This window comes from Pseudomonas sp. NPDC079367 (assembly GCF_044542195.1).
In the GTDB taxonomy this organism is placed as follows: Bacteria; Pseudomonadota; Gammaproteobacteria; order Pseudomonadales; family Pseudomonadaceae; genus Aquipseudomonas.
In genome coordinates this window covers 60,056-78,939 of the sequence record NZ_JBITTW010000024.1, presented here as the reverse complement: position 1 = coordinate 78,939, position 18,884 = coordinate 60,056, and the positions used below count along the sequence as shown (strand labels likewise).

At 60.8% G+C, this 18,884-nt stretch carries 19 protein-coding genes; 5 read left to right on the top strand and 14 right to left on the bottom strand.

The features are described from left to right. Nucleotides 1-301: 301 nt before the first annotated feature. Both dcd and ACIGDJ_RS18490 read left to right on the top strand, forming a co-directional pair. Nucleotides 302-868: a dCTP deaminase gene (gene dcd, locus ACIGDJ_RS18495; protein WP_007940589.1), complete on the top strand. Its 567-nt coding sequence runs from the start codon at nt 302-304 to the stop codon at nt 866-868. Nucleotides 869-976: 108 nt separating this feature from the next. Beyond that, entirely contained in the window at nt 977-1,186 is a 210-nt protein-coding gene (locus ACIGDJ_RS18490) for a hypothetical protein (protein WP_016771389.1), read from the top strand. A gap of 44 nt (nt 1,187-1,230) precedes the next feature. On the opposite strand, the gene pdeM is transcribed toward ACIGDJ_RS18490, so the two are convergent. The 10 genes from pdeM to ACIGDJ_RS18440 form a co-directional block, all read right to left on the bottom strand. Next, the gene (gene pdeM, locus ACIGDJ_RS18485; RefSeq protein WP_397478458.1) at nt 1,231-1,884 is read right to left on the bottom strand and encodes a ligase-associated DNA damage response endonuclease PdeM; all 654 of its coding nucleotides are present in this window, start codon (nt 1,882-1,884) and stop codon (nt 1,231-1,233) included. Continuing rightward, on the bottom strand, nt 1,881-4,370 hold the full coding sequence (locus ACIGDJ_RS18480; RefSeq protein WP_397478457.1) for a ligase-associated DNA damage response DEXH box helicase: 2,490 nt from the start codon (nt 4,368-4,370) through the stop codon (nt 1,881-1,883). The genes pdeM and ACIGDJ_RS18480 overlap by 4 nt, the downstream gene beginning before the upstream one ends. A 182-nt stretch (nt 4,371-4,552) precedes the next feature. Continuing rightward, nucleotides 4,553-5,317, bottom strand: coding sequence for an ABC transporter ATP-binding protein (locus ACIGDJ_RS18475; RefSeq protein ID WP_041478066.1), 765 nt, complete (start codon nt 5,315-5,317; stop codon nt 4,553-4,555). Between the two features lie 12 nt (nt 5,318-5,329). Further along, nucleotides 5,330-6,448, bottom strand: coding sequence for a succinylglutamate desuccinylase/aspartoacylase family protein (locus ACIGDJ_RS18470; protein WP_101158368.1), 1,119 nt, complete (start codon nt 6,446-6,448; stop codon nt 5,330-5,332). Nucleotides 6,449-6,476: 28 nt separating this feature from the next. After that, the gene (locus tag ACIGDJ_RS18465; protein ID WP_039762607.1) at nt 6,477-7,187 is read right to left on the bottom strand and encodes an ABC transporter permease; all 711 of its coding nucleotides are present in this window, start codon (nt 7,185-7,187) and stop codon (nt 6,477-6,479) included. Then, on the bottom strand, nt 7,184-7,912 hold the full coding sequence (locus tag ACIGDJ_RS18460; RefSeq protein WP_312995814.1) for an ABC transporter permease: 729 nt from the start codon (nt 7,910-7,912) through the stop codon (nt 7,184-7,186). The genes ACIGDJ_RS18465 and ACIGDJ_RS18460 overlap by 4 nt, the downstream gene beginning before the upstream one ends. Before the next feature lie 56 nt (nt 7,913-7,968). Further along, nucleotides 7,969-8,751 (bottom strand): transporter substrate-binding domain-containing protein, encoded by a 783-nt coding sequence (locus ACIGDJ_RS18455; RefSeq protein ID WP_042608231.1) that lies wholly within the window; start codon nt 8,749-8,751, stop codon nt 7,969-7,971. A gap of 327 nt (nt 8,752-9,078) precedes the next feature. Next, nucleotides 9,079-10,767 (bottom strand): ATP-dependent DNA ligase, encoded by a 1,689-nt coding sequence (locus ACIGDJ_RS18450; protein ID WP_101158370.1) that lies wholly within the window; start codon nt 10,765-10,767, stop codon nt 9,079-9,081. Continuing rightward, nucleotides 10,764-11,798 (bottom strand): ligase-associated DNA damage response exonuclease, encoded by a 1,035-nt coding sequence (locus tag ACIGDJ_RS18445; RefSeq protein WP_101158371.1) that lies wholly within the window; start codon nt 11,796-11,798, stop codon nt 10,764-10,766. The genes ACIGDJ_RS18450 and ACIGDJ_RS18445 overlap by 4 nt, the downstream gene beginning before the upstream one ends. Before the next feature lie 188 nt (nt 11,799-11,986). After that, nucleotides 11,987-14,437 (bottom strand): penicillin acylase family protein, encoded by a 2,451-nt coding sequence (locus tag ACIGDJ_RS18440; protein WP_397478456.1) that lies wholly within the window; start codon nt 14,435-14,437, stop codon nt 11,987-11,989. A gap of 201 nt (nt 14,438-14,638) precedes the next feature. Between ACIGDJ_RS18440 and ACIGDJ_RS18435 the strand changes: the two genes are divergently transcribed. Beyond that, nucleotides 14,639-15,196 carry a cysteine hydrolase family protein gene (locus ACIGDJ_RS18435; RefSeq protein ID WP_397478455.1) on the top strand — a complete coding sequence of 186 codons (558 nt, stop codon included), beginning with the start codon at nt 14,639-14,641 and terminating at the stop codon, nt 15,194-15,196. Nucleotides 15,197-15,343: 147 nt separating this feature from the next. Here ACIGDJ_RS18435 and ACIGDJ_RS18430 read toward each other — a convergent pair whose 3' ends face one another. The 4 genes from ACIGDJ_RS18430 to ACIGDJ_RS18415 all read right to left on the bottom strand — a co-directional run bounded on the left by ACIGDJ_RS18430 (nt 15,344) and on the right by ACIGDJ_RS18415 (nt 17,139). After that, nucleotides 15,344-15,547: an SEC-C metal-binding domain-containing protein gene (locus ACIGDJ_RS18430; protein ID WP_003198420.1), complete on the bottom strand. Its 204-nt coding sequence runs from the start codon at nt 15,545-15,547 to the stop codon at nt 15,344-15,346. A 5-nt stretch (nt 15,548-15,552) separates the two neighbouring features. Then, complete coding sequence (locus tag ACIGDJ_RS18425) at nt 15,553-16,038, bottom strand: LEA type 2 family protein (protein ID WP_101158374.1); 486 nt, start codon at nt 16,036-16,038, stop codon at nt 15,553-15,555. A 122-nt stretch (nt 16,039-16,160) separates the two neighbouring features. Beyond that, a complete protein-coding gene (locus ACIGDJ_RS18420; protein ID WP_101158375.1) occupies nt 16,161-16,637 on the bottom strand; it encodes a YchJ family protein in 477 nt (158 codons plus the stop codon). A 4-nt stretch (nt 16,638-16,641) separates the two neighbouring features. Then, complete coding sequence (locus tag ACIGDJ_RS18415) at nt 16,642-17,139, bottom strand: DUF6231 family protein (protein WP_101158376.1); 498 nt, start codon at nt 17,137-17,139, stop codon at nt 16,642-16,644. A gap of 199 nt (nt 17,140-17,338) precedes the next feature. Here ACIGDJ_RS18415 and ACIGDJ_RS18410 point away from each other — a divergent pair, with 199 nt between their 5' ends. Both ACIGDJ_RS18410 and ACIGDJ_RS18405 read left to right on the top strand, forming a co-directional pair. Next, a complete protein-coding gene (locus ACIGDJ_RS18410) occupies nt 17,339-18,034 on the top strand; it encodes an OmpA family protein (RefSeq protein ID WP_101158377.1) in 696 nt (231 codons plus the stop codon). Nucleotides 18,035-18,124: 90 nt separating this feature from the next. Continuing rightward, nucleotides 18,125-18,847, top strand: a complete 723-nt coding sequence (locus tag ACIGDJ_RS18405; protein WP_397478454.1) for an OmpA family protein — start codon at nt 18,125-18,127, stop codon at nt 18,845-18,847. Nucleotides 18,848-18,884: the final 37 nt, after the last annotated feature.

Genomic DNA, 18,884 nt, shown 5'->3' with positions numbered 1-18,884 from the left:
CTGAGTGCAAAGAGCAGGAAAAATTCTTGTAGATGGTTGGATCTAAATTCAACATATCGTGTAGAGATTCTCAGTGACACAAGCAGCACAGTGGCGCCACCTTAACCCTTTTTCCGGAACGTGCCAATGCTTCTTGCAAAGGTTTCTCTGTTTTAGGGATCGGCGGTGCGACGGTTCGTCGCCACATCGCGTAAATACGGGGCGTTCGCCGAGAATTGCGTTGCGCACTTTGAACGAGGCGACGCGCCCGGTAAGATGCCGGACAGAATTTTTCCACCTCGCTATTCAGGACAACCCCGCCATGAGCATCAAATCGGACAAGTGGATTCGCCGCATGGCGCAGGAACACGGCATGATCGAACCGTTCGTCGAGCGCCAGATGCGCGGCAGCGACGACAGCCGGGTGATTTCCTACGGCGTGTCGAGCTACGGCTACGACGTGCGCTGCACCAACCACTTCAAGGTGTTCACCAACATCAACTCGGCCATCGTCGATCCGAAGAACTTCGACGCTGGCAGCTTCGTCGACATCCACAGCGACGTCTGCATCATCCCGCCGAACTCCTTCGCCCTGGCCAGCACCGTCGAGTACTTTCGCATTCCACGCAATGTGCTGACCATCTGCCTGGGCAAAAGCACCTACGCGCGCTGCGGCATCATCGTCAACGTCACGCCGCTGGAACCCGAGTGGGAAGGCCACGTGACGCTGGAGTTCTCCAATACCACCAACCTGCCGGCGAAAATCTACGCCAACGAAGGCGTGGCGCAGATGCTCTTCCTCGAATCCGACGAAGAATGTGAAGTTTCCTACAAGGATCGTGGCGGCAAGTACCAGGGCCAGCGTGGCGTGACGTTGCCGCGCACCTGAGGTCACCATCCGACGGATGTCGGGAATTCTTTGGCGGGCAGACACTCTATGGGGTGTACTGCCCGTTTTTGTTACACACAAAGACGGGCCTTCACTGAGGAGTGCCCTATGAAGATCGATCCGCGAATCAGCGCTGAACTGGCAAGGCTTGAGCCCAATCAGATAGGCGTTCTGGCCTGGTCGCTATTGGCGAATCCGTCGTTGAGCCTGTCCGGCGGCGTACCCGGCCAGCCCGATCCTGATACTCCCAACGAACAACCGACCGAACCCGGCGAACCGACACTTCCGGATGAACCGCCTCCGGCGCCTGTCGCCTGATCCACTGTCACGAATATGGCCCATTGGTCTGATCGTTTTACGATTTAGCTGACGGGCCATATTTCGTTGTCGCCGATCACAAAGACTTTGCAGTTGTCGTCGCGCTCGACCTGATAACCACCGGTAAACGCTCCAAACGCCGGCATCAGGCTGATGCGCTCACCCAACCTGAAACACGCCAGGCGCAAGCTTTGCCGGCCTTTTCCATGCAGTCGATAGACCGGGTGCACATGGCCGGCCAGCACGTGTCGGTCGGGATGCGCGTCGGGCTCGTGCTGCAACGCGAACGGCCCGAGCAACAGCGGTTCGGGCACCACGCGGATATTCAACGACGCCGGCGGGTCGCCCGCGCGTTTGTCATGGTTGCCGCGAATCAGCGTCATCGGCAGATGAGCGTGGCGTGCTCGCCACTCTGCCAGAGCGTTCAGTGTCGTCGGGACATGGGAGCCAGGCCCATGCAGAAAATCACCGAGAAAAATCAATTGGCGACACGGCAGCCGTGCCAGCAACGCGTCGATCACCTCGATGTTGCTTGCCGTCGTGCCATGCGGCACCGGTTGGCCAAGGCTGCGATAAGCCGCTGCTTTGCCGAAATGCACGTCGGCGATCAGCAGTGCTTCCTGCGCGGGCCAATACAGGGCTTTCTCCGGCAGCAACCACAACTCTTCGCCGGCCAGGCGCACCGGGTACGCACTCACGACGATTTGCCGTTATCAGCGGTTTTTTCCAGGTCACCGACCATTCTTCTGATCCTGTCAGCCAGTTTTTCCGAACTCATGCTCTCGCGCATCCGCTCCACCAGCAGCGGAAAGCCCAGCGGTGTAGGACGTTTAACCTGATGCACGTCCAGTTTCATCTGAGTTATGCGCTCAAATGTCTGTTCCAGACGATGAATATCCAGTTCTTCACGTAGAACTTCTTCCCCAGCCTGGGCCAGCAGCAGGTTGTCAGCGTCATATTGTTTGAACACCTGGAAAAACAGGCCGCTCGACGCCTGCACTTGGCGGGTACTTTTCGGCGCGCCGGGATAACCGGCAAACACCAGCCCGGCGATCCGCGCGATTTCGCGGAAGCGGCGCAACGCGAGTTCACCGGCGTTGAGGCTGGCCAGTACGTCCAGCAACAGGTCATCGGCGTTGAACAGGTGCGCGTCGAGATGCATGGCCCAATCCACCGGTGTGGCGCTGAGCAGTTCCAGGCCGTAATCGTTGACTGCGATCGAAAAGGTCACCGGCTGGCGCTGACTGACGCGCCACGCCAGCAGGCTCGCCAGCCCCAGATGCACCTGCCGCCCGGCAAATGGATATAGGAACAGGTGCCAGCCTTCGCGAGATTTCAGTACTTCAGCCAACAGATTTTCCGTGGTGGGCAAGCCGGACCAGCGCATCTGCGTTTCCAGCAACGGCCGCAGCGCTTGCATTTCCGGCCCGTTGAATTGACCTTGAGCAGCGGCGCTGAAGCGCGCGACCACCGCTTCGGCCAATTCGTTGGATAACGGCATGCGTCCGCCATTCCAGCGTGGCACCGCGGCTTTTTTTGCGGTGCTGCGTTTGACGTAGGCGGTCATGTTTTCCACCCGCACCAGCTCCAGCAGGCGGCCGGCGAAAAGGAAACCATCACCGGGTTTGAGTCGGGCAATAAAGCCTTCCTCGACGCTCCCCAACTGCTTGCCACCGCCACCCTTGCTCCAGAATTTCAGGTTGATGCTGGCATCGCTGACGATGGTGCCGATGCTCATGCGATGGCGCCGCGCCAGACGTGCATCCGGCACCCGCCAGACGCCGTGTTCGTCCGGCTCGACCCGGCGGTAATCCGGATACGCTGTAAGAGACATCCCGCCATGACGTACGAATGCTAGCGCCCAGGCCCAGTCTGCCGGCGTCAGGTCGCGATAAGCCCAGGCGCCACGCACTTCTTCGTACAAGTCCTCAGGGGTAAAGCCACCGCCGAGGGCCATGCTGACCAAATGCTGAACCAGCACATCCAGCGGCTTGTGCGGTGACAGGCGCGGCTCGATGCGCCGCTGTTCGACGGCATCGCGTGCGGCGACCGCTTCGATCAGTTCAAGACTGTGGGTGGGCACCAGCGTCACTCGCGAGGTGCGCCCCGGTGCGTGGCCGGAGCGCCCGGCACGTTGCATCAAACGCGCGACGCCTTTTGCCGAGCCGATCTGCAGCACGCGCTCGACCGGAAGAAAGTCCACGCCCAAATCCAGGCTCGAGGTGCAGACCACCGCTTTCAATTGGCCATTCTTCAAGGCCTGCTCCACCCAGTCGCGGGTATCACGGGACAGTGAACTGTGATGCAAGGCAATCAACCCGGCCCAGTCCGGACGCGCCTGCAGTAGCGCCTGATACCAGATCTCCGATTGCGCGCGGGTATTGGTGAACACCAGGCTGCTGGCGCAGGCATCAAGTTCGGCGACCACTTGCGGGAGCATCTTCAAACCGATGTGCCCGGCCCACGGAAAACGCTCGGTGGCCGGTGGGAGCAGCGTGTCTACCTGCAGGCTTTTTTCGCTTTTGCCCTGAACACTGGCGCCGCCACCCTGTGGGATCAGAACCTGCTCGGCGTGGGATTGATTACCGAGGGTGGCGGAAACGCCCCAAACGATCAGTCCTGGCTGCCAATGACGCAGGCGGGCGAGCGCCAGTTGCAGTTGCACGCCGCGTTTGTTGCCGAGCAACTCGTGCCATTCATCGACGATGATCATGCGCAGGGTCGACAATGCCGTGCGCGCATCGGCGCGGGCGAGCAGCAGAGTCAGGCTTTCCGGGGTGGTAATCAGCGTCGTCGGCAGACGCCGGCCCTGACGGGCGCGTTCGCTGCTACTGGTGTCGCCGGTGCGCAGGCCGATGGTCCAGGGAATCTGTAAATCATCTACCGGGGTTTGCAATCCGCGCGCAGTGTCGGCGGCGAGGGCGCGCATCGGCGTGATCCACAGCACGGTCAGCGGTTCGGCCGTCGGTTTGCGTTTGCGCGGCGTGGCCACGGGCGGTTGCAGGCGGGCGAAGCGATTGAGTGCGGCAAACCACACCGCATAGGTTTTGCCGGCGCCGGTGCTGGCGTGGAGCAATCCGGATTCGCCGTTTTTAACCGCCGCCCACACCTGTTTCTGAAAGGCGAACGGCTTCCACGCGCGGGCACTGAACCAGCTTTTTGCAAAGTCGGGGGATTTCGCCATGCGGGCTGCGTGCGCTCTGGAGGGGTTGTTTCAGAGACCACAGCAACAGACCAAAGGTTTAAAACAACGCGATTCCCTTGTAGGCGCTGACGAGTGAAACGAGGCTGCGATTTTTTGATCTTTGAAGCAGAGCCAAAAGATCGCAGCCTCCGGCAGCTCCTTCGGGGGAATTGTGTACGGCGTTATTTAAGGTTGCCGCTGAGAAATTGCTTCAGGCGTTCGCTTTTCGGATTGCCCAGCACGTCTTCAGGTGCACCTTCTTCCTCCACCAGACCCTGATGCAGAAACAGCACCTGATTGGACACCTTGCGCGCGAAACTCATTTCGTGGGTGACCATGATCATTGTCCGGCCTTCCTCGGCCAATCCCTGAATCACTTTCAACACCTCACCGACCAGCTCCGGATCGAGCGCCGAGGTCGGTTCGTCGAACAGCATCACCTCAGGCTCCATTGCCAGCGCCCGGGCGATCGCCACGCGCTGTTGCTGGCCGCCGGACAGAAACGCCGGGTATTGATCGGCGACCCGCGCCGGCAAGCCGACCTTGTCCAGATAGCGTCGGGCGCGATCCTCGGCTTCCTGTTTGCTGCAACCGAGCACCCGGCGCGGGGCCATGGTGATGTTTTCCAGCACGGTCATGTGGCTCCACAGGTTGAAATGCTGGAACACCATCGCCAGCCGCGTACGCAAGCGTTGCAGTTCATCCGCGTCAGCAACGTGCATGCCGTGGCGGTCGGTGACCATGCGGATCGCCTGGCCATCAAGGCTCATGGCGCCGTCATTGGGTTGTTCGAGAAAATTGATGCAGCGTAAAAAGGTGCTTTTGCCCGAGCCACTGGCGCCGATCAGGCTGATCACATCGCCGGTTTTAGCCTTGAGCGAAACGCCTTTGAGCACCTGATGATCGCCATAGCTTTTGTGCAGGCCTTCAACGGTCAGTTTGTACATGGACGAGCATCCTCAAGGCGAAAGTAGGTAGCCGCTGCGATAGGCTTCGGCGCCCGCGACGTGGGCGATGACCATGCCGGCGGTGGCCATGCGCCGCAGCGAGCGCGCATACAGCAGGCCGGCGGCGGTGCAATGAATGGGGGTGACCTTGTCGTGGACCGGGTCGATGATTTCCGCGATCTGCTGGCCGGCTTGCAGATATTGGCCGGGCGTGGCGCAGTACACCAGCAGGCCGCCGACCGGCGTGGTCACAGGTTCGACACCGGCCAGCGGCGTGGCCGGGTAAGGCAGTGGCGGTTGCGGCTTGGTCTCGCCGACGATGGCATCGAACTGGATCAGGTAATCGATCAGGGCCTGACAATCGCGGCTGGCCAGCGGGTGATTGACGTCGCCCTGGCCGCGCAATTCGACGGTTACCGAGAAGCTGCCCAGCGGAATCTCGAAGTGCTCGCCGAAGCGCTCGCGCAATTGCCACCAGAGCAGGGTGAAGCATTCGTCGAAGGATTGCCCGCCAGAGTCGGTGGCAAGCAGGCTGGCCTGCGCTTCGATATAGCGCGCCAGCGGCTCGACCTGCGGCCAGGCTTCCGGCGTGGTGTACAGGTGCACCACCGATTCGAAGTCGCAGTGCAAGTCCAGCACCATGTCGGCGTCGCAGGCCAGGCGTTGCAGGGTCAGACGCTGGGATTGCAGTTGCGTGGTCGGCGTCTGGCGGGCGAGGGCGTTGCGCAGGCTGGCACGGATCAGTTCAAGGTTGTGCTGTGCATCGTCGTTCAGTTGGCCTTCGATCGCGTTGCCGATTTCTTCGCTGAGGTCGACGAACCAGCGATTGAAATTCTGTCCACTCTCGAGGTCGTAACGGCCCAGCGGCACATCCATCAGCACTTGCTCGAGGCCGACCGGGTTGGCCACCGGCACGAGGACGATTTCGCTGCGCAGGCGGCCGGCGGCTTCAAGCTCCGCCAGGCGCTGTTTGAGATGCCAGGCGACCAGCATGCCCGGCAGTTCGTCGGCATGCAGCGAGGCCTGAATGTACACCTTGCCCTTGGCCTGCTGTGGGCCGAAGTGGAAACTGTGAATCTGCCGTGCGGTCCCCGGCAGCGGGGCCAGCAAGTCATGGATCTGGTGGCGCATTTTCTTCTCTTTATTTCTGAAGCCGTTGCTAGTGAGTCGGCCCGAGGAAGGCCAGCCAGCGGCGTTCGGCGAGGCGGAACAGGCCAACCAGCGCAAACGTAATGGTCAGGTAGATCAGCGCGGCGATGCCGAACGACTGGAACGTCAGAAAGGTCGCCGAGTTGGCGTCCCGCGCGACTTTCAGAATATCGGGAATGGTCGCAGTGAACGCTACCGTGGTCGAGTGCAGCATCAGGATCACTTCGTTGCTGTAGTAAGGCAACGAACGGCGCAGTGCCGACGGCATGATCACGTAGGCGTACAACTTCCAGCCGGTCAGGCCGTAGGCCTTTGCCGCTTCGACTTCGCCGTGGTTCATGCTGCGAATCGCCCCGGCAAAAATCTCCGTGGTGTACGCGCAGGTGTTCAGGGCGAAGGCGAGGATCGTGCAGTTCATCGCATCGCGAAAGAAGCTGTCGAGGATCGGCTGCTCGCGCACGGCCGCGAGGCTGTAGATGCCGGTGTAGCAGATCAGCAACTGGATATACAACGGCGTGCCGCGGAACAGGTAGGTGTAGAACTGCACCGGCCAGCGAATGTAGAAGTGCGGCGAAACGCGAGCGATCGACAACGGAATCGAGACGATGAAGCCGATGCAGATCGAGGCGGTCAGCAACCACATCGTCATCGCCAGCCCGGTGATGTTCTGGCCGTCGGTATAAAGGAAGGCTTTCCAGTATTCCTGCAGGAGTTCGATCATCGTATCGCCTCCCGGGCACCGGCGGCGTAGCGGCGTTCGAGCCAGCGCAGGATGAAGTTCGAAGCGCTGGTGATCAGCAGATAGATCAAGGCGGCGAGAACCAGGAAGTAGAACAGTTGATAGGTGCTTTTACCGGCGTCCTGGGCAGCCTTGACCAGATCAGCCAGGCCAATGATCGACACCAGCGCGGTGGCCTTGAGCATGACCATCCAGTTGTTGCCGATGCCGGGGAGGGCAAAGCGCATCATTTGCGGGAACACCACAAAGCGAAAACGCTGGCCGCGTTTGAGGCCATACGCGGTGGCAGCTTCGACCTGACCGCGCGGCACCGCAAGGATTGCGCCACGGAAGGTCTCGGTGAAATACGCGCCATAAATGAAGCCCAGCGTCAGCACGCCGGCACTGAACGGGTTGATTTCGATGTATTCCCATTCCATGTAGTCGGTCAGCGACGTCAGCCAGGTTTGCAGGCTGTAGAAGATCAACAGCATCAGCACCAGATCCGGCACGCCGCGAATCAGCGTGGTGTAGAGCTGCGCGGGCAGGCGCACCAGTTTGACTTTCGACAGTTTGGCACTGGCGCCGAGCAGGCCGAGCAACACGGCCACCAGCAGCGACATCGCCGATAATTTGATGGTCATCCAGGTGCCTTGCAGCAGCAACGGGCCGAAGCCCTGCAGACTGAACGAGGCCAGCCCCAGATTTTGCAGAAGGGTTTCAAACATAAATCAGCAACCTGAGCGGATGGAAAAGGCGCCCATCGAGGATGGGCGCCGGGGCATTATTTACCGCTGTAGAGGTTCAGGTCGCCAAAGTGTTTCTTTTGAATCTCGGCGTATTTGCCGTCGTCGTGTAACGCTTTGATACCTTTATCCAAAAGTGCTTTCAGCTCAGTGTTACCTTTCTTGATACCGACAGCCGTTTTGGCTGGCAGCAATTCGCTGTCGACCGGCTGGCTGATTTCATAATCGGCACCTTTTGGCGACTTCAGAAAGCCCAGTTCGGCTTGCAGCATGTCCTGGATACCGGCGTCGAGACGGCCGGAGGTCAGGTCGGAATACACTTGATCCTGGTTCTGATAGGCCTGGGTTTTCACGCCGGCCTTGTCCAGCACGGCTTTGGCGTAGGCTTCCTGAATGGTGCCTTGCTCATAGCCAACGGTTTTGCCCTTCAGCGACGCAACGTCAGCGGTGATGCCCGAGCCTTTCTTGAACACGTAAGCGGTCGGGCCGGAAAACAGTTCGCTGGAGAAGTCGATGACCTTCTCGCGGGCCGGGGTCACGGTCATCGACGAGATCACACCGTCGAACTTGTTGGCCTTAAGGCCCGGAATCATGCCGTCAAAGTCGCTTTCGACCCACTTGCACTTGACCTTCAGTTCGGCGCAGATCGCGTTGCCCAGGTCGATGTCGAAACCGACCAGGCTGCCATCGGCCGCTTTCGACTCGAACGGTGCGTACGAAGGGTCAACGCCAAAGCGCAGCTCTTTGTATTCCTTGGCCAGCGCGGAGCCGGCGGCCATGCACAACGCCAGTGCAGAAAGGGTCAGCAATGCTTTTTTCATTATTCAATCCCTAAGAACCAATATGAGCGCTTGTGGCGCAGAATTATTGTTACTGCAACGCTTACGACCTATAGAAACTAGCAATTTCCGAACCAGAGTGCCGAACAGGTGTTTTAAAAGGTTGTAGCACAGGGCAGGAAAGTTTTTGGTGCGGCGGGAAGGTTGACTGAAAATTTCTGCACTGTTTTGGCGCCAGGATGATTGATCGTTCCCACGCTCCTGCGTGGGAATGCATCAACGGACGCTCCGCGTTCGGGTCTGGAGGGGAAGCAGAGCGTCCCGGGCTGCATTCCCACGCAGAGCGTGGGAACGATCAGTGAAAAGGGGCTAAGCCAGCAGATCCTGGAGGGTAGCGAGGCTGTCGGCTTCTTCGACGGTCTTGTCCTTGCGCCAGCGCAGCATTCGCGGAAAGCGCACCGCGATGCCGCTCTTGTGCCGGCGCGACAGGGCGATGCCTTCGAAGCCCAGTTCGAACACCAGGCTCGGTTTGACGCTGCTGACCGGGCCGAATTTCTCCACCGTGGTCTTGCGCACGATGCTGTCGACCTGGCGCATCTCCTCATCGGTCAGCCCCGAATAGGCCTTGGCGAACGGCACCAGCGAGCGCTGACTGGATTCGGGCGGGCCGTCCCACACGGCGAAGGTGTAATCGCTGTAAAGACTGGCGCGCCGACCGTGCCCGCGCTGGGCGTAAATCAGTACCGCGTCGACGCTGAACGGATCGACTTTCCACTTCCACCACACGCCCATGTCCTTGGTACGGCCCACGCCATACAACGAATCCCGGGCCTTGAGCATCATGCCCTCGACACCGAGCTTGCGTGACGCCTCGCGCTGGCGACCGAGGTCTAGCCAGTCGTCGCCGGTCAGGACAGGCGAGGGCAGCAGGACCGGGCTGTTGCAACGCGCGATCACCTGTTCGAGTTGCGCACGGCGCTTGACCTGCGGTTGATTGCGCCAGTCCTCGCCCTGCCATTCCAGCAAATCGTAAGCGAGTACCACCACTGGCACCTCTTCGAGAATCTTCTTGTCGAGGGTTTTGCGGCCGATGCGTTGTTGCAGCAGGGCGAACGGTTGCACGGCGGGCGGCTCATCCGATTGCGGATCGAAGGCATCTTCGCTGCTCGGATGGGAGCTTTTCCATACGACGATTTCGCCATCGATCACCGTGCCATCGGGCAAGCCGTGAACCAACACATCGAGTTCGGGAAAGCGCTCGGTTACCAGCTCTTCGCCGCGCGACCATACCCACAGCTTGCCGTCACGCTTGACCACCTGCGCGCGGATGCCATCCCACTTCCATTCCACCTGCCAGTCGCTGGCCGGTCCGAGCAGTGTTTCGAATTCCTCGACGGGTTGCGACAAGGCATGGGCGAGAAAAAACGGGTAGGGCTGGCCGCCGCGCTGGGCGTGCTCGTCAGCCGACTCCGGGGCGATAAGTTTCAGGTAACTGGCCGCAGTCGGCCGGTTCGACAGATCGGTGTAACCGACCAGACGTTGAGCCACGCGTTTGCTGTCGAGCCCAGCCATCGAGGCGAGTGCGCGGGTGACCAGCAATTTCGATACGCCGACACGGAAACTGCCGGTGATCAACTTGATGCACAGCATCAGGCTCGGCCGATCCAGCTGCGCCCACAACATCGGCAGTTGCCGTGCCAGATACTCCGGTGTTTCACCGCGCAACGGCAACAGCTTGTCTTCGATCCATTCGGCAAGACCGGCCTCGGAGCTGTGGGGATTTTCCGGCAGCACCAGAGAAATGGTCTCGGCCAGATCGCCGACCGCCTGGTAGCTTTCTTCGAACAGCCACGGCTCCAGGCCCGAAACCTCGACGGCCAGCTCGCGAAGGATACGCACCGGCACCAGTTGCCGGGGCCTGCCGCCAGAAAGAAAATAAACCGCCCATGCGGCATCTTCTGACGCGGCCTGCGCGAAGTATGCCTGCATCGCCGCCAGCTTGGCGTTGCTCGACGTGGTGGCGTCGAGTTCGGTATATAACTCGGCGAATGCCTTCATACGTGGGTCTCGGCAACGGTGGGTTCGGTGGCGGTGTTGTCGTCTTCGTCATCGCCGTATTCGGTGCTGAAGCCTTGCGCATCAAGGCCCTGTTCGCGCAGATGACGCACGAGCACGCCGATCGAGCCATGGGTGACCATCACTCGTTCCGCGCCAGTCTGGTTGATCGCCCAGAGCAGGCCGGGCCAGTCGGCGTGATCGGAGAGCACAAAGCCTCGATCAACGCCGCGCCGCCGACGGGTGCCGCGAAGGCGCATCCAGCCACTGGCGAAGGCATCGCTGAAATCGCCGAAACGGCGCATCCAGGTACTGCCGCCCGCCGAAGGCGGAGCAATGACCAGCGCCTGGCGCATGATCGGGTCGCTTTTTTTCACGTCGCCCGCATAGATCGTCGGCGGCAGGTACACGCCGGCATCGCGGTAGACGCGGTTCAATGGTTCGACCGCGCCGTGACTGAGGATCGGCCCGAGGGTTTCGTCGATTCCGTGAAGAATCCGCTGAGCCTTGCCGAAGGAGTAGCAGAACAGCACGCTGGCCTTGCCGGCGGCGATATTGGCCGCCCACCATTGATTGATCTCAGCGAAGATCTGCGCCTGCGGCTGCCAGCGATAGATCGGCAGGCCGAAGGTCGATTCGGTGATGAAGGTGTGGCAGCGTACTGGTTCGAATGGAGTGCAGGTGCCGTCCGGCTCGACCTTGTAATCGCCGGATGCGACCCAGACTTCGCCGCCATATTCAAGGCGCACCTGCGCCGAGCCGAGGACATGCCCGGCGGGGTGAAAACTCAGGGTGACGCCGTGGTGGGTCAGGCGCTGGCCGTAGTCGAGGGTTTGCAACTGGATGTCCTGACCCAGACGCGCGCGCAGAATCCCGGCGCTGGCGCTGCTCGACAGATAGTGCTGATTACCGGTGCGCGCGTGATCGCCATGGGCATGGGTAATCACCGAACGCTCGACCGGCCGCCACGGATCGATATAGAAATCCCCGGCGGGGCAGTAGAGACCTTCAGGTCGGGCGATAACAAGATCCATGTCGTGACCGGAATGGGGGGCTTGTTAACTATGAGGCGGGCGTGAGTCTGGAAGTTCGATCGGTTTTGAAGTGCTACGCAAAGGCCATGTGGGGGCGGGCATGCTCGCGAAAGCGGTGTTTCAGACGATACCGGTATCGACTGACAGGACGCCTTCGCGAGCAAGCCCGCTCCCACAGGTTGCAGCTGTTACTTGCCGGGAGTCAGGGTCAACCGTGTCTTGCCATACACCCGATCAAAGTTCTGCGGCTGCATCGGCAGGCCGATGTACTGACCCTTGAGCCACGCATCGATCCCGTTCAGGTAGTTGGGACTCAGTGGATTGCCCGACTGCCCCGTACCGTTCTGCGCCATCAGCGGTTCGCTCTGGCCGAAGTCGACGATAAAGCGCATCGACGGCGCGCGCGCGGTGACGAAGTCCTGGCCCCAGGCAAACGCCGAGCTGTTCAGCGTGGTGTGGTCGCCACCGGCCGCCAGCGGCCCGCGCACAGTCTGACCGTTGCTGTTCTTCCACGCATAGCTGTGCAATTTGCCCCACTGCCAGGCGCGATGATCGCCGCCCAACTGACTGTCGCCAGCCGTAATCGCCGCAGCGAGGCTGCGGGCAAGAATCACCGATTTATCTTCCTTCTGCGGCGTGCGCAGGTCATCCCAGAACGGACTGTCCTCGCGTCCCAGGAGATGGTCAGCCTGCGCTGCGTAGGACAGATCGCCATTGGCGACAAAGGCTTTCCACGCCGTGCTCGACTCTGGCCCCAGTTCGTCGAGGAAAATCTGCTTCATGCTTTCCTGCAGAAACAGTTCATAAATCGCCGCATCCGCCGAGGTCGGGCTGAGCTTGCCGTCGAAGGCCATCAAACGCATGAACGCTTCGCGAGCCTTGCTCCGCTCGGCTTCCGGCAGGGCGTCGATCGCCTGTTTCAGCGGCTGCTTCATGCCCGGTGCTTCGAAGACTTTTTTCAATTTCGCGGCGAAGGTGGTGGTCTGGTCGTACTGCATGGCGATCACGCTGCGGCTGTCGTGCTTGCCGCTGCCAGCCATTTCCGCCAAGCGTTCGCCACGCTCCGGTGCCGCCCAGGATTTCGACAACTGCATGCCGTAGCCGTCGGGGATGACGCGCTGGTTGGCGGTGCCGAGCCAGCCTTGCGCCGGGTCCTGATCGTAGGGGTGCAACATCGGGTCGGCGTAACCGTCCCAGTCGTAGCGACCGTCCCAGCCCGGCGAGGGCAGCAGGCCTTCACCTTCGCGACGGTTGGGGAAGCGCCCGGTGACCTGCCAGCCGATATTGCTCGCATCGGCAAACACCAGATTCAGGGTAATGGCGCGGATTTCGCGACTGGCGTCCGATGCGCGCTCGACGTTCTGCGCGCGGGTCAGGTCGAAGAAGGCGTCCAGCGATTTGTCGTCAGTGAAACTCGGTGTCTGCAAAGCGAGGCCGAAACCGCTGCCCTGCGCCGCTGCCTGGGCACTGTTGAGCAGCGCGCCGTGGCGGGTTTCGTATACGGCTTCGCGAATCGGTCGCTGGCCTTTGACAAAGTAGGTTTCGTTGCGCACACCCAGCGGCTGCCATTTGCCGTTGACTTCATAAGTGAGGCTGCTGCCCTGACGGCGAACTTTCTCAAGGAACAGGTCCTGGTTATCGCCAAGCACGCTGGTCATGCTCCACGCCACTTTGCCGTTGAAGCCGCCGAGCACCATCGGCAGGCCGGCAACCGTGACGCCGGCGGCCTGATATTTCGGCGCGCGGATCTGCACGAAACTCCACAACGACGGCGCGGCCAGTGGCCCGTGGGCATCGCTGGCCAACAGGCTCTTGCCGCTGCGGCTGCGTTGCGGGGCGATCGCCCAGTTGTTCGCAGTCGGCGTGCCGAGCAGGTTCAGCGCCGACAGTTGCTGGCTGGCGCTGCTCAGTTCCGTCAGGCCCGGAATCTGCCCATTGAGTTTGAGGCCCTGCAGCTTGTCGGCTTCAGCCACGGGCAGGTTTTCATCAGGCGCCGACGGAGTCAGCCAGGCGAGTTTGTCGGTGGTCACGGTTTGCGCGAGCACCAGTGACTGGATTTCCTCCGGCAGGTTGGCCGACTGGCTGAAGTTGAGCAGGGCAAAAATCAGCGCCGAATCTTCCGGTTTCCAGTACTCCGGTTTGTAACCGCTGGCGGCGAGGTCGCCCGGCAACTTGTCGGCGTAGCGGAACAGATACGCATTGACGCCCCGCGCATACACTTCGAAGAAGCGTTTGAGTCGTGGCGACGAGGCCTTGTACAGCTCGCCGGCGCTCTTCTTCAGATTGACCGCGCGCATGTAGCGGTCGGCATCGAGCATCGAGGCGCCGGACATTTCCGCCAGCCGGCCCTGAGCCAACAGGCGCAGGGTGACCATCTGGTTGATGCGGTCGCTGGCATGGACGTAACCGAGACTGAACAGTGCGTCATGGAAGCTGTTGCTTTCGATCAGCGGCATGCCCATCGCATTGCGCCTCACCGATACGTTCTGCGCCAGGCCCTTGAGCGGTTGCACGCCGGAGGTTGGTGGCAGGCTGTCCTGGGCATTCCAGGTCTGGCAACCGGACAGGCCGAGGACACCGGCCACTGCTGCGGCAACGCCGAACCGGGGAAGAAAATGTGTAAGGGCTGGCGAGGCCATGGCGAAGCTCCTGCGGGGGTATAAGGCTGGGGGCGCAATAAAGCCGCTACGTTAGTGACGGCGCGAGGGCCGCGCAAGCGGGGCGAGTGGTTATTTATGCAGTTGTCGGCTGATCGGTCAGAGGCTTGGCAGTTGCCTGTGAGAAGGCGCTGATGTTGAACTACGGAAAAAGTCCAGAGACCTGCCAGGAGTAAGATCGTCATGGAGCTTCAGAGCAACGCTGCGCTGATCATCATCGACCAGCAGAAAGGCATTCTGCATCCGCGTCTGGGGCGGCGGAATAATCCTCAGGCCGAGGAGAGAATGCTCGAATTATTGGCGCTGTGGCGGCGGACCAGACGCCCGGTAATTCACGTCCAGCATTTGTCGCGCTCACCTGATTCGGTGTTCTGGCCCGAGCAGTCCGGGGTGGAGTTTCAGCCGCGCTTCGTTGCGCAGGACGGTGAATGGCTGATCCAGAAACAGGTGCCGGACGCGTTCTGCGCAACCGGGCTGCAACTGCGGTTGCACGAGGCGGGGGTTGGCCAATTGATCATTGTCGGTGTCGCGACCAATAACTCGGTTGAGTCAACGGCGCGCAGCGCAGGCAATTTGGGGTTCGACACGTGGGTGGCAGAGGATGCGTGCTTTACTTTCGACAAGGCTGATTACTTCGGCACACCGCGTAGTGCTGAAGAGGTGCACGGGATGTCGCTGGGCAATCTTGATGGGGAGTATGCGACGGTGGTCGGCTCTTCGCAGATTCTGGCGGCGGGCTGAAGTTTTTTAGTGGAGGCGCCGCCGCCTTCGCGAGCAGGCTCGCTCCTGCACTCGACCGCATTTCGTCAGAAGGAATGCAATTGACTGTGGGAGCGGGCTTGCTCGCGAAAGCGGTGTGTCAGGCGAAGAGGATCTGCGCCCGTGGCATCAAGCGCCGTGGCACTTCTTGAATTTCTTGCCGTTGCCGCATGGGCAAGGGTCGTTGCGGCCGACGTCTTTCAGGGCGTTGCGCACCGGTTCCTGGTGGGCGTGGCCGCAGTTCGGGCCGTGGACATGGCCATGGTCGTGATCGTGATGGTGGTCATGATCGTGGTTGCAGTCAGGGCCATGGACATGGGGTTGCTGGGTCATCGAGGTCACTCCGGAGTTAGATCGGCGGGGATTATCACGCCATTGCGCTCAAGGTGCACGTAGTGGGCGATGAATAAACCGGTTTCCATTTCCCCCTGCAATCGATAGGGAATCTGCTGGTTCGGATTTTTCAGCAGTTTCACCACGTGTTTGACCTTCGGCCAAAGGTTGGTGCGGATCGGGACTTTAAAGTAAGCGCTGCGTTTGGGCCCGACGGTAAACCAGTGCTCATGCTCGCCTTCAGTGAGCAGCATGTCGGCCAGGTGAATCCGATATTCGAGGCCACGCACAGTCAGGTCACTGTCGTTGGGATTGTCGACGCGAAAATGCAGGATGAATTTCTGCTCGAGCAACTTGGCCCGCACCACCTCGACTTTCACCAGATGCACGGTGGGCTCGACGCTGTCACCGCTGAACCACGAGGCACAGCCGCCGAGGTTTACGATCAGCATCAACAGCAGAAAATGTAATGTGCGCCGGCGACCAAGCATGGTGTTACTCCCTTTGGTGCCAGTCTAGACCTAAAAAGATCGCAGCCTTCGGCAGCTCCTACAGAATGGGCGAAAGTCCTGCGTCAGGGCTGGCGAAGGCTGGGATCTTTTGATCTTGGCTTTCAAGCGCCGAAATAACCCGCACAACACTTCTTGAACTTCTGCCCGCTGCCGCATGGGCAGCCGTCATTGCGGCCCAATTTCATCTGTACCGTCGGGTCGATGAAATACCAGCGTCCGGCGTTCTGCACGAACGAGGAGCGCTCGCGGTGGCTGTGCTCGCCCTGGCTGTCGTGCCAACGCGCAGTGAAGGTGACGAAGGCGTGCTCCGGCTGGCCGCCGAATACTTCCGAACTTTCGACCTCAAGGCCGAGCCAGGTGCTCTGCGCGCTCCAGTCACTGATCGATTGTCGGTTCAAACCTGTTTGCTGGGCGGGCAGGGTGGTCGCCACCAGATAGTCGACCAGGCCCAGCACATAAGCGCTGTAGCGCGAGCGCATCAAGGCTTCGGCGCACGGTGCCGGGTGGCCGTCGTGATAAGGGCCGCAGCAGGCATCCAGCAGATTGCCGCTGCCGCAAGGGCAAATGGCTGTACTCATTGCATTACCACCAGTATTTCCCGAAGTTTTCCGGATTGGCCCAAAAACGCGAATTGAGCCAGTCGGGGACTTGTTTGTAGTCGAGCAGATCGTAAGTGAACAGGGTCAGCACCTGCTCGTCGCGCTGGAAACGCTCGCTGGCCTGCAGGGCCAGCGAATAGAAATCGGTTTGATGCCAGCCGCTGGCCGCCAGATCCGCCAGCACCGCGATGCGGCTGGCGTTGAGATTGCGGATGCCGCCCAACAGGTTCAGGCCCTCGCGCTTGGGCAAATGTTCCAGGCAATCGACCACCAGCGCCAGATCAAAACGTTGCGCGGCCAGCTCGGCGGGCAAGGCGCCGGGCGCGGCATGGGCCACCAGCGTGTCAGGGTGCGCCTGTTTGAAGGCATCCAGAGCCGGAAATTCGCTGGCGCCAATCAGCAGCAGTCGGGCCGGGGCGTAGCGATCCAGCAAAGCGGCCAACGCCTGTTGCGGCGTGCGCGAAGAAATGGCGACGTTCATCGAAGCTCCTCAGTCAGACCGCCAAGACTAGCCTGCCAGACTGCGGCGGCAAAGCGCGCGGTTGCGTCGGTTTTCACTAAAAGTGGCAAACCCCTGTGAACACGGTCGCAAACAGCGGTGGCCTATTGCTGGCGGAGATTAAAACTCCGGTCTTTACTCCCTGAATCGGTTTCAAGCCGATCCCTCAGGAGAACACTAGATGAGCATAGTTCGGACAGCATTACCCTTGGTTCTGCTAACCAGTGTGTTGACTGGTTGTGCAGGTTTGCAGAAAACCGACTGGCCGACCTGTGCGGCGGTCGGTGGCGTGGTCGGTGCCGGTCTCGGCGCGACGGAAAGCGCTTCATGGGCCGGTTATGGTGCGCTGATTGTTGGCGGTACGGCAGCGGCCTATTGCTGGGTGCACGGTGATGGCGATGAAGACGGCGATGGCGTGCCGGACAGTCGCGACAAGTGCCCGGGCACGCCTAAAGGCGTACAGGTCGATGCGGACGGCTGCCCGCCACCGACGCCTGCGCCAGTGATCGAAGAAGCGGTTGTGGTCAAAGAAGAAACCATCGTCATTCGTGACGTGCACTTCGAGTTCGACAAAGCCACGCTGACCGGCCCTGACAAGCAAGTGCTGGACAAGGTCGCCGATCGCCTGAAACAGGAGTCCGCTACCGCGCAACTGACCGTAACCGGTCACACCGACAGTGTCGGCAGCGATGCCTACAACAAGAAACTCTCGGATCGGCGTGCGCATTCGGTGGTGGAATACCTGATCCAGCAGGGCGTACCGCGCGCCAGCTTCGTTTCGGTGTCGGGCCTTGGTGAAAGCCAGCCTGTCGCTGACAACAAGTCGGCCGATGGTCGTGCGCAGAACCGTCGCACCGAAATCAAAATCGTCCGCTAGCCCCTCTCGCATCCACGGCTTGTGCAGTCGCGGATGCGGGTCTTTACTCCTGTGTAACCGGTATGGGCCGGTACACAGGAGCGTTCACAAATGCGTGTTTTCTCAAGGTCCGTCTTGCCGGTGCTGCTGCTAGGCAGCTTGCTCACCGGTTGTGCCACTCACAGCGATGGCACCGCCCCCCTCAATCAACGTACCTGGCCGATCTGCAGCCTGCTTGGCGGCCTGGTCGGCGGCGGTCTTGGCGCGATCGAAAGCGCCGGCTGGGCCGGTGGTGGCGCGGCATTGGGCATCGTCGCCGGGGGGCTGATCTGTTACGCCCAGGATGGCGACGAAGACAGCGACGGCGTTTTTGACCGCCGTGACCGTTGCCCGGACACGCCGGAAAATACCGAAGTCGATCATCGTGGCTGTCCGCTGCCGCAATATCCGGCCGCAGTCAAACCGGTCGAACCGGCGCCGCAAACTGAAGTAATCACCCTGAGCGATGCCGGCAACGTGCTGTTCGATTTCGACAAGTCCGACCTGACCCCGGCGGCGAAAGCCCAACTCGACACCTTGATGGACAAACTGCGCAATGCCGATGTGGTCAGCATCAAAGTCATCGGGCATACCGACAGCAAAGGTTCCGACGCCTATAACCAGGCATTGTCGGAGCGGCGCGCGAGCAGTGTTGCGGCGTACCTGCTCAGTCAGGGCCTGGCGCCGAACAAGCTCACCAGCGAAGGCCGAGGCGAGAGTGAGCCGGTGGCTGATAACGCCAGCGATGAAGGCCGCGCGGAAAACCGCCGCGTCGAGCTGCATGTCAATCGCTGACAAGTGTCTGTAGAACGCAGGCTAGAGCTGCCGGGTC

Bases quoted from the DNA above. Each gene is read 5' to 3' on its own strand.
- ACIGDJ_RS18490 (WP_016771389.1), top strand. From the start codon at position 977: ATGAAGATCGATCCGCGAATCAGCGCTGAACTGGCAAGGCTTGAGCCC.
- dcd (WP_007940589.1), top strand. From the start codon at position 302: ATGAGCATCAAATCGGACAAGTGGATTCGCCGCATGGCGCAGGAACAC.
- ACIGDJ_RS18440 (WP_397478456.1), bottom strand. From the start codon at position 14,437: ATGGCCTCGCCAGCCCTTACACATTTTCTTCCCCGGTTCGGCGTTGCC.
- ACIGDJ_RS18475 (WP_041478066.1), bottom strand. From the start codon at position 5,317: ATGTACAAACTGACCGTTGAAGGCCTGCACAAAAGCTATGGCGATCAT.
- ACIGDJ_RS18470 (WP_101158368.1), bottom strand. From the start codon at position 6,448: ATGCGCCACCAGATCCATGACTTGCTGGCCCCGCTGCCGGGGACCGCA.
- ACIGDJ_RS18455 (WP_042608231.1), bottom strand. From the start codon at position 8,751: ATGAAAAAAGCATTGCTGACCCTTTCTGCACTGGCGTTGTGCATGGCC.
- ACIGDJ_RS18430 (WP_003198420.1), bottom strand. From the start codon at position 15,547: ATGACCCAGCAACCCCATGTCCATGGCCCTGACTGCAACCACGATCAT.
- ACIGDJ_RS18480 (WP_397478457.1), bottom strand. From the start codon at position 4,370: ATGGCGAAATCCCCCGACTTTGCAAAAAGCTGGTTCAGTGCCCGCGCG.
- ACIGDJ_RS18405 (WP_397478454.1), top strand. From the start codon at position 18,125: ATGCGTGTTTTCTCAAGGTCCGTCTTGCCGGTGCTGCTGCTAGGCAGC.
- ACIGDJ_RS18410 (WP_101158377.1), top strand. From the start codon at position 17,339: ATGAGCATAGTTCGGACAGCATTACCCTTGGTTCTGCTAACCAGTGTG.
- ACIGDJ_RS18425 (WP_101158374.1), bottom strand. From the start codon at position 16,038: ATGCTTGGTCGCCGGCGCACATTACATTTTCTGCTGTTGATGCTGATC.
- ACIGDJ_RS18465 (WP_039762607.1), bottom strand. From the start codon at position 7,187: ATGATCGAACTCCTGCAGGAATACTGGAAAGCCTTCCTTTATACCGAC.
- ACIGDJ_RS18420 (WP_101158375.1), bottom strand. From the start codon at position 16,637: ATGAGTACAGCCATTTGCCCTTGCGGCAGCGGCAATCTGCTGGATGCC.
- ACIGDJ_RS18460 (WP_312995814.1), bottom strand. From the start codon at position 7,912: ATGTTTGAAACCCTTCTGCAAAATCTGGGGCTGGCCTCGTTCAGTCTG.
- ACIGDJ_RS18435 (WP_397478455.1), top strand. From the start codon at position 14,639: ATGGAGCTTCAGAGCAACGCTGCGCTGATCATCATCGACCAGCAGAAA.
- ACIGDJ_RS18450 (WP_101158370.1), bottom strand. From the start codon at position 10,767: ATGAAGGCATTCGCCGAGTTATATACCGAACTCGACGCCACCACGTCG.
- ACIGDJ_RS18445 (WP_101158371.1), bottom strand. From the start codon at position 11,798: ATGGATCTTGTTATCGCCCGACCTGAAGGTCTCTACTGCCCCGCCGGG.
- ACIGDJ_RS18415 (WP_101158376.1), bottom strand. From the start codon at position 17,139: ATGAACGTCGCCATTTCTTCGCGCACGCCGCAACAGGCGTTGGCCGCT.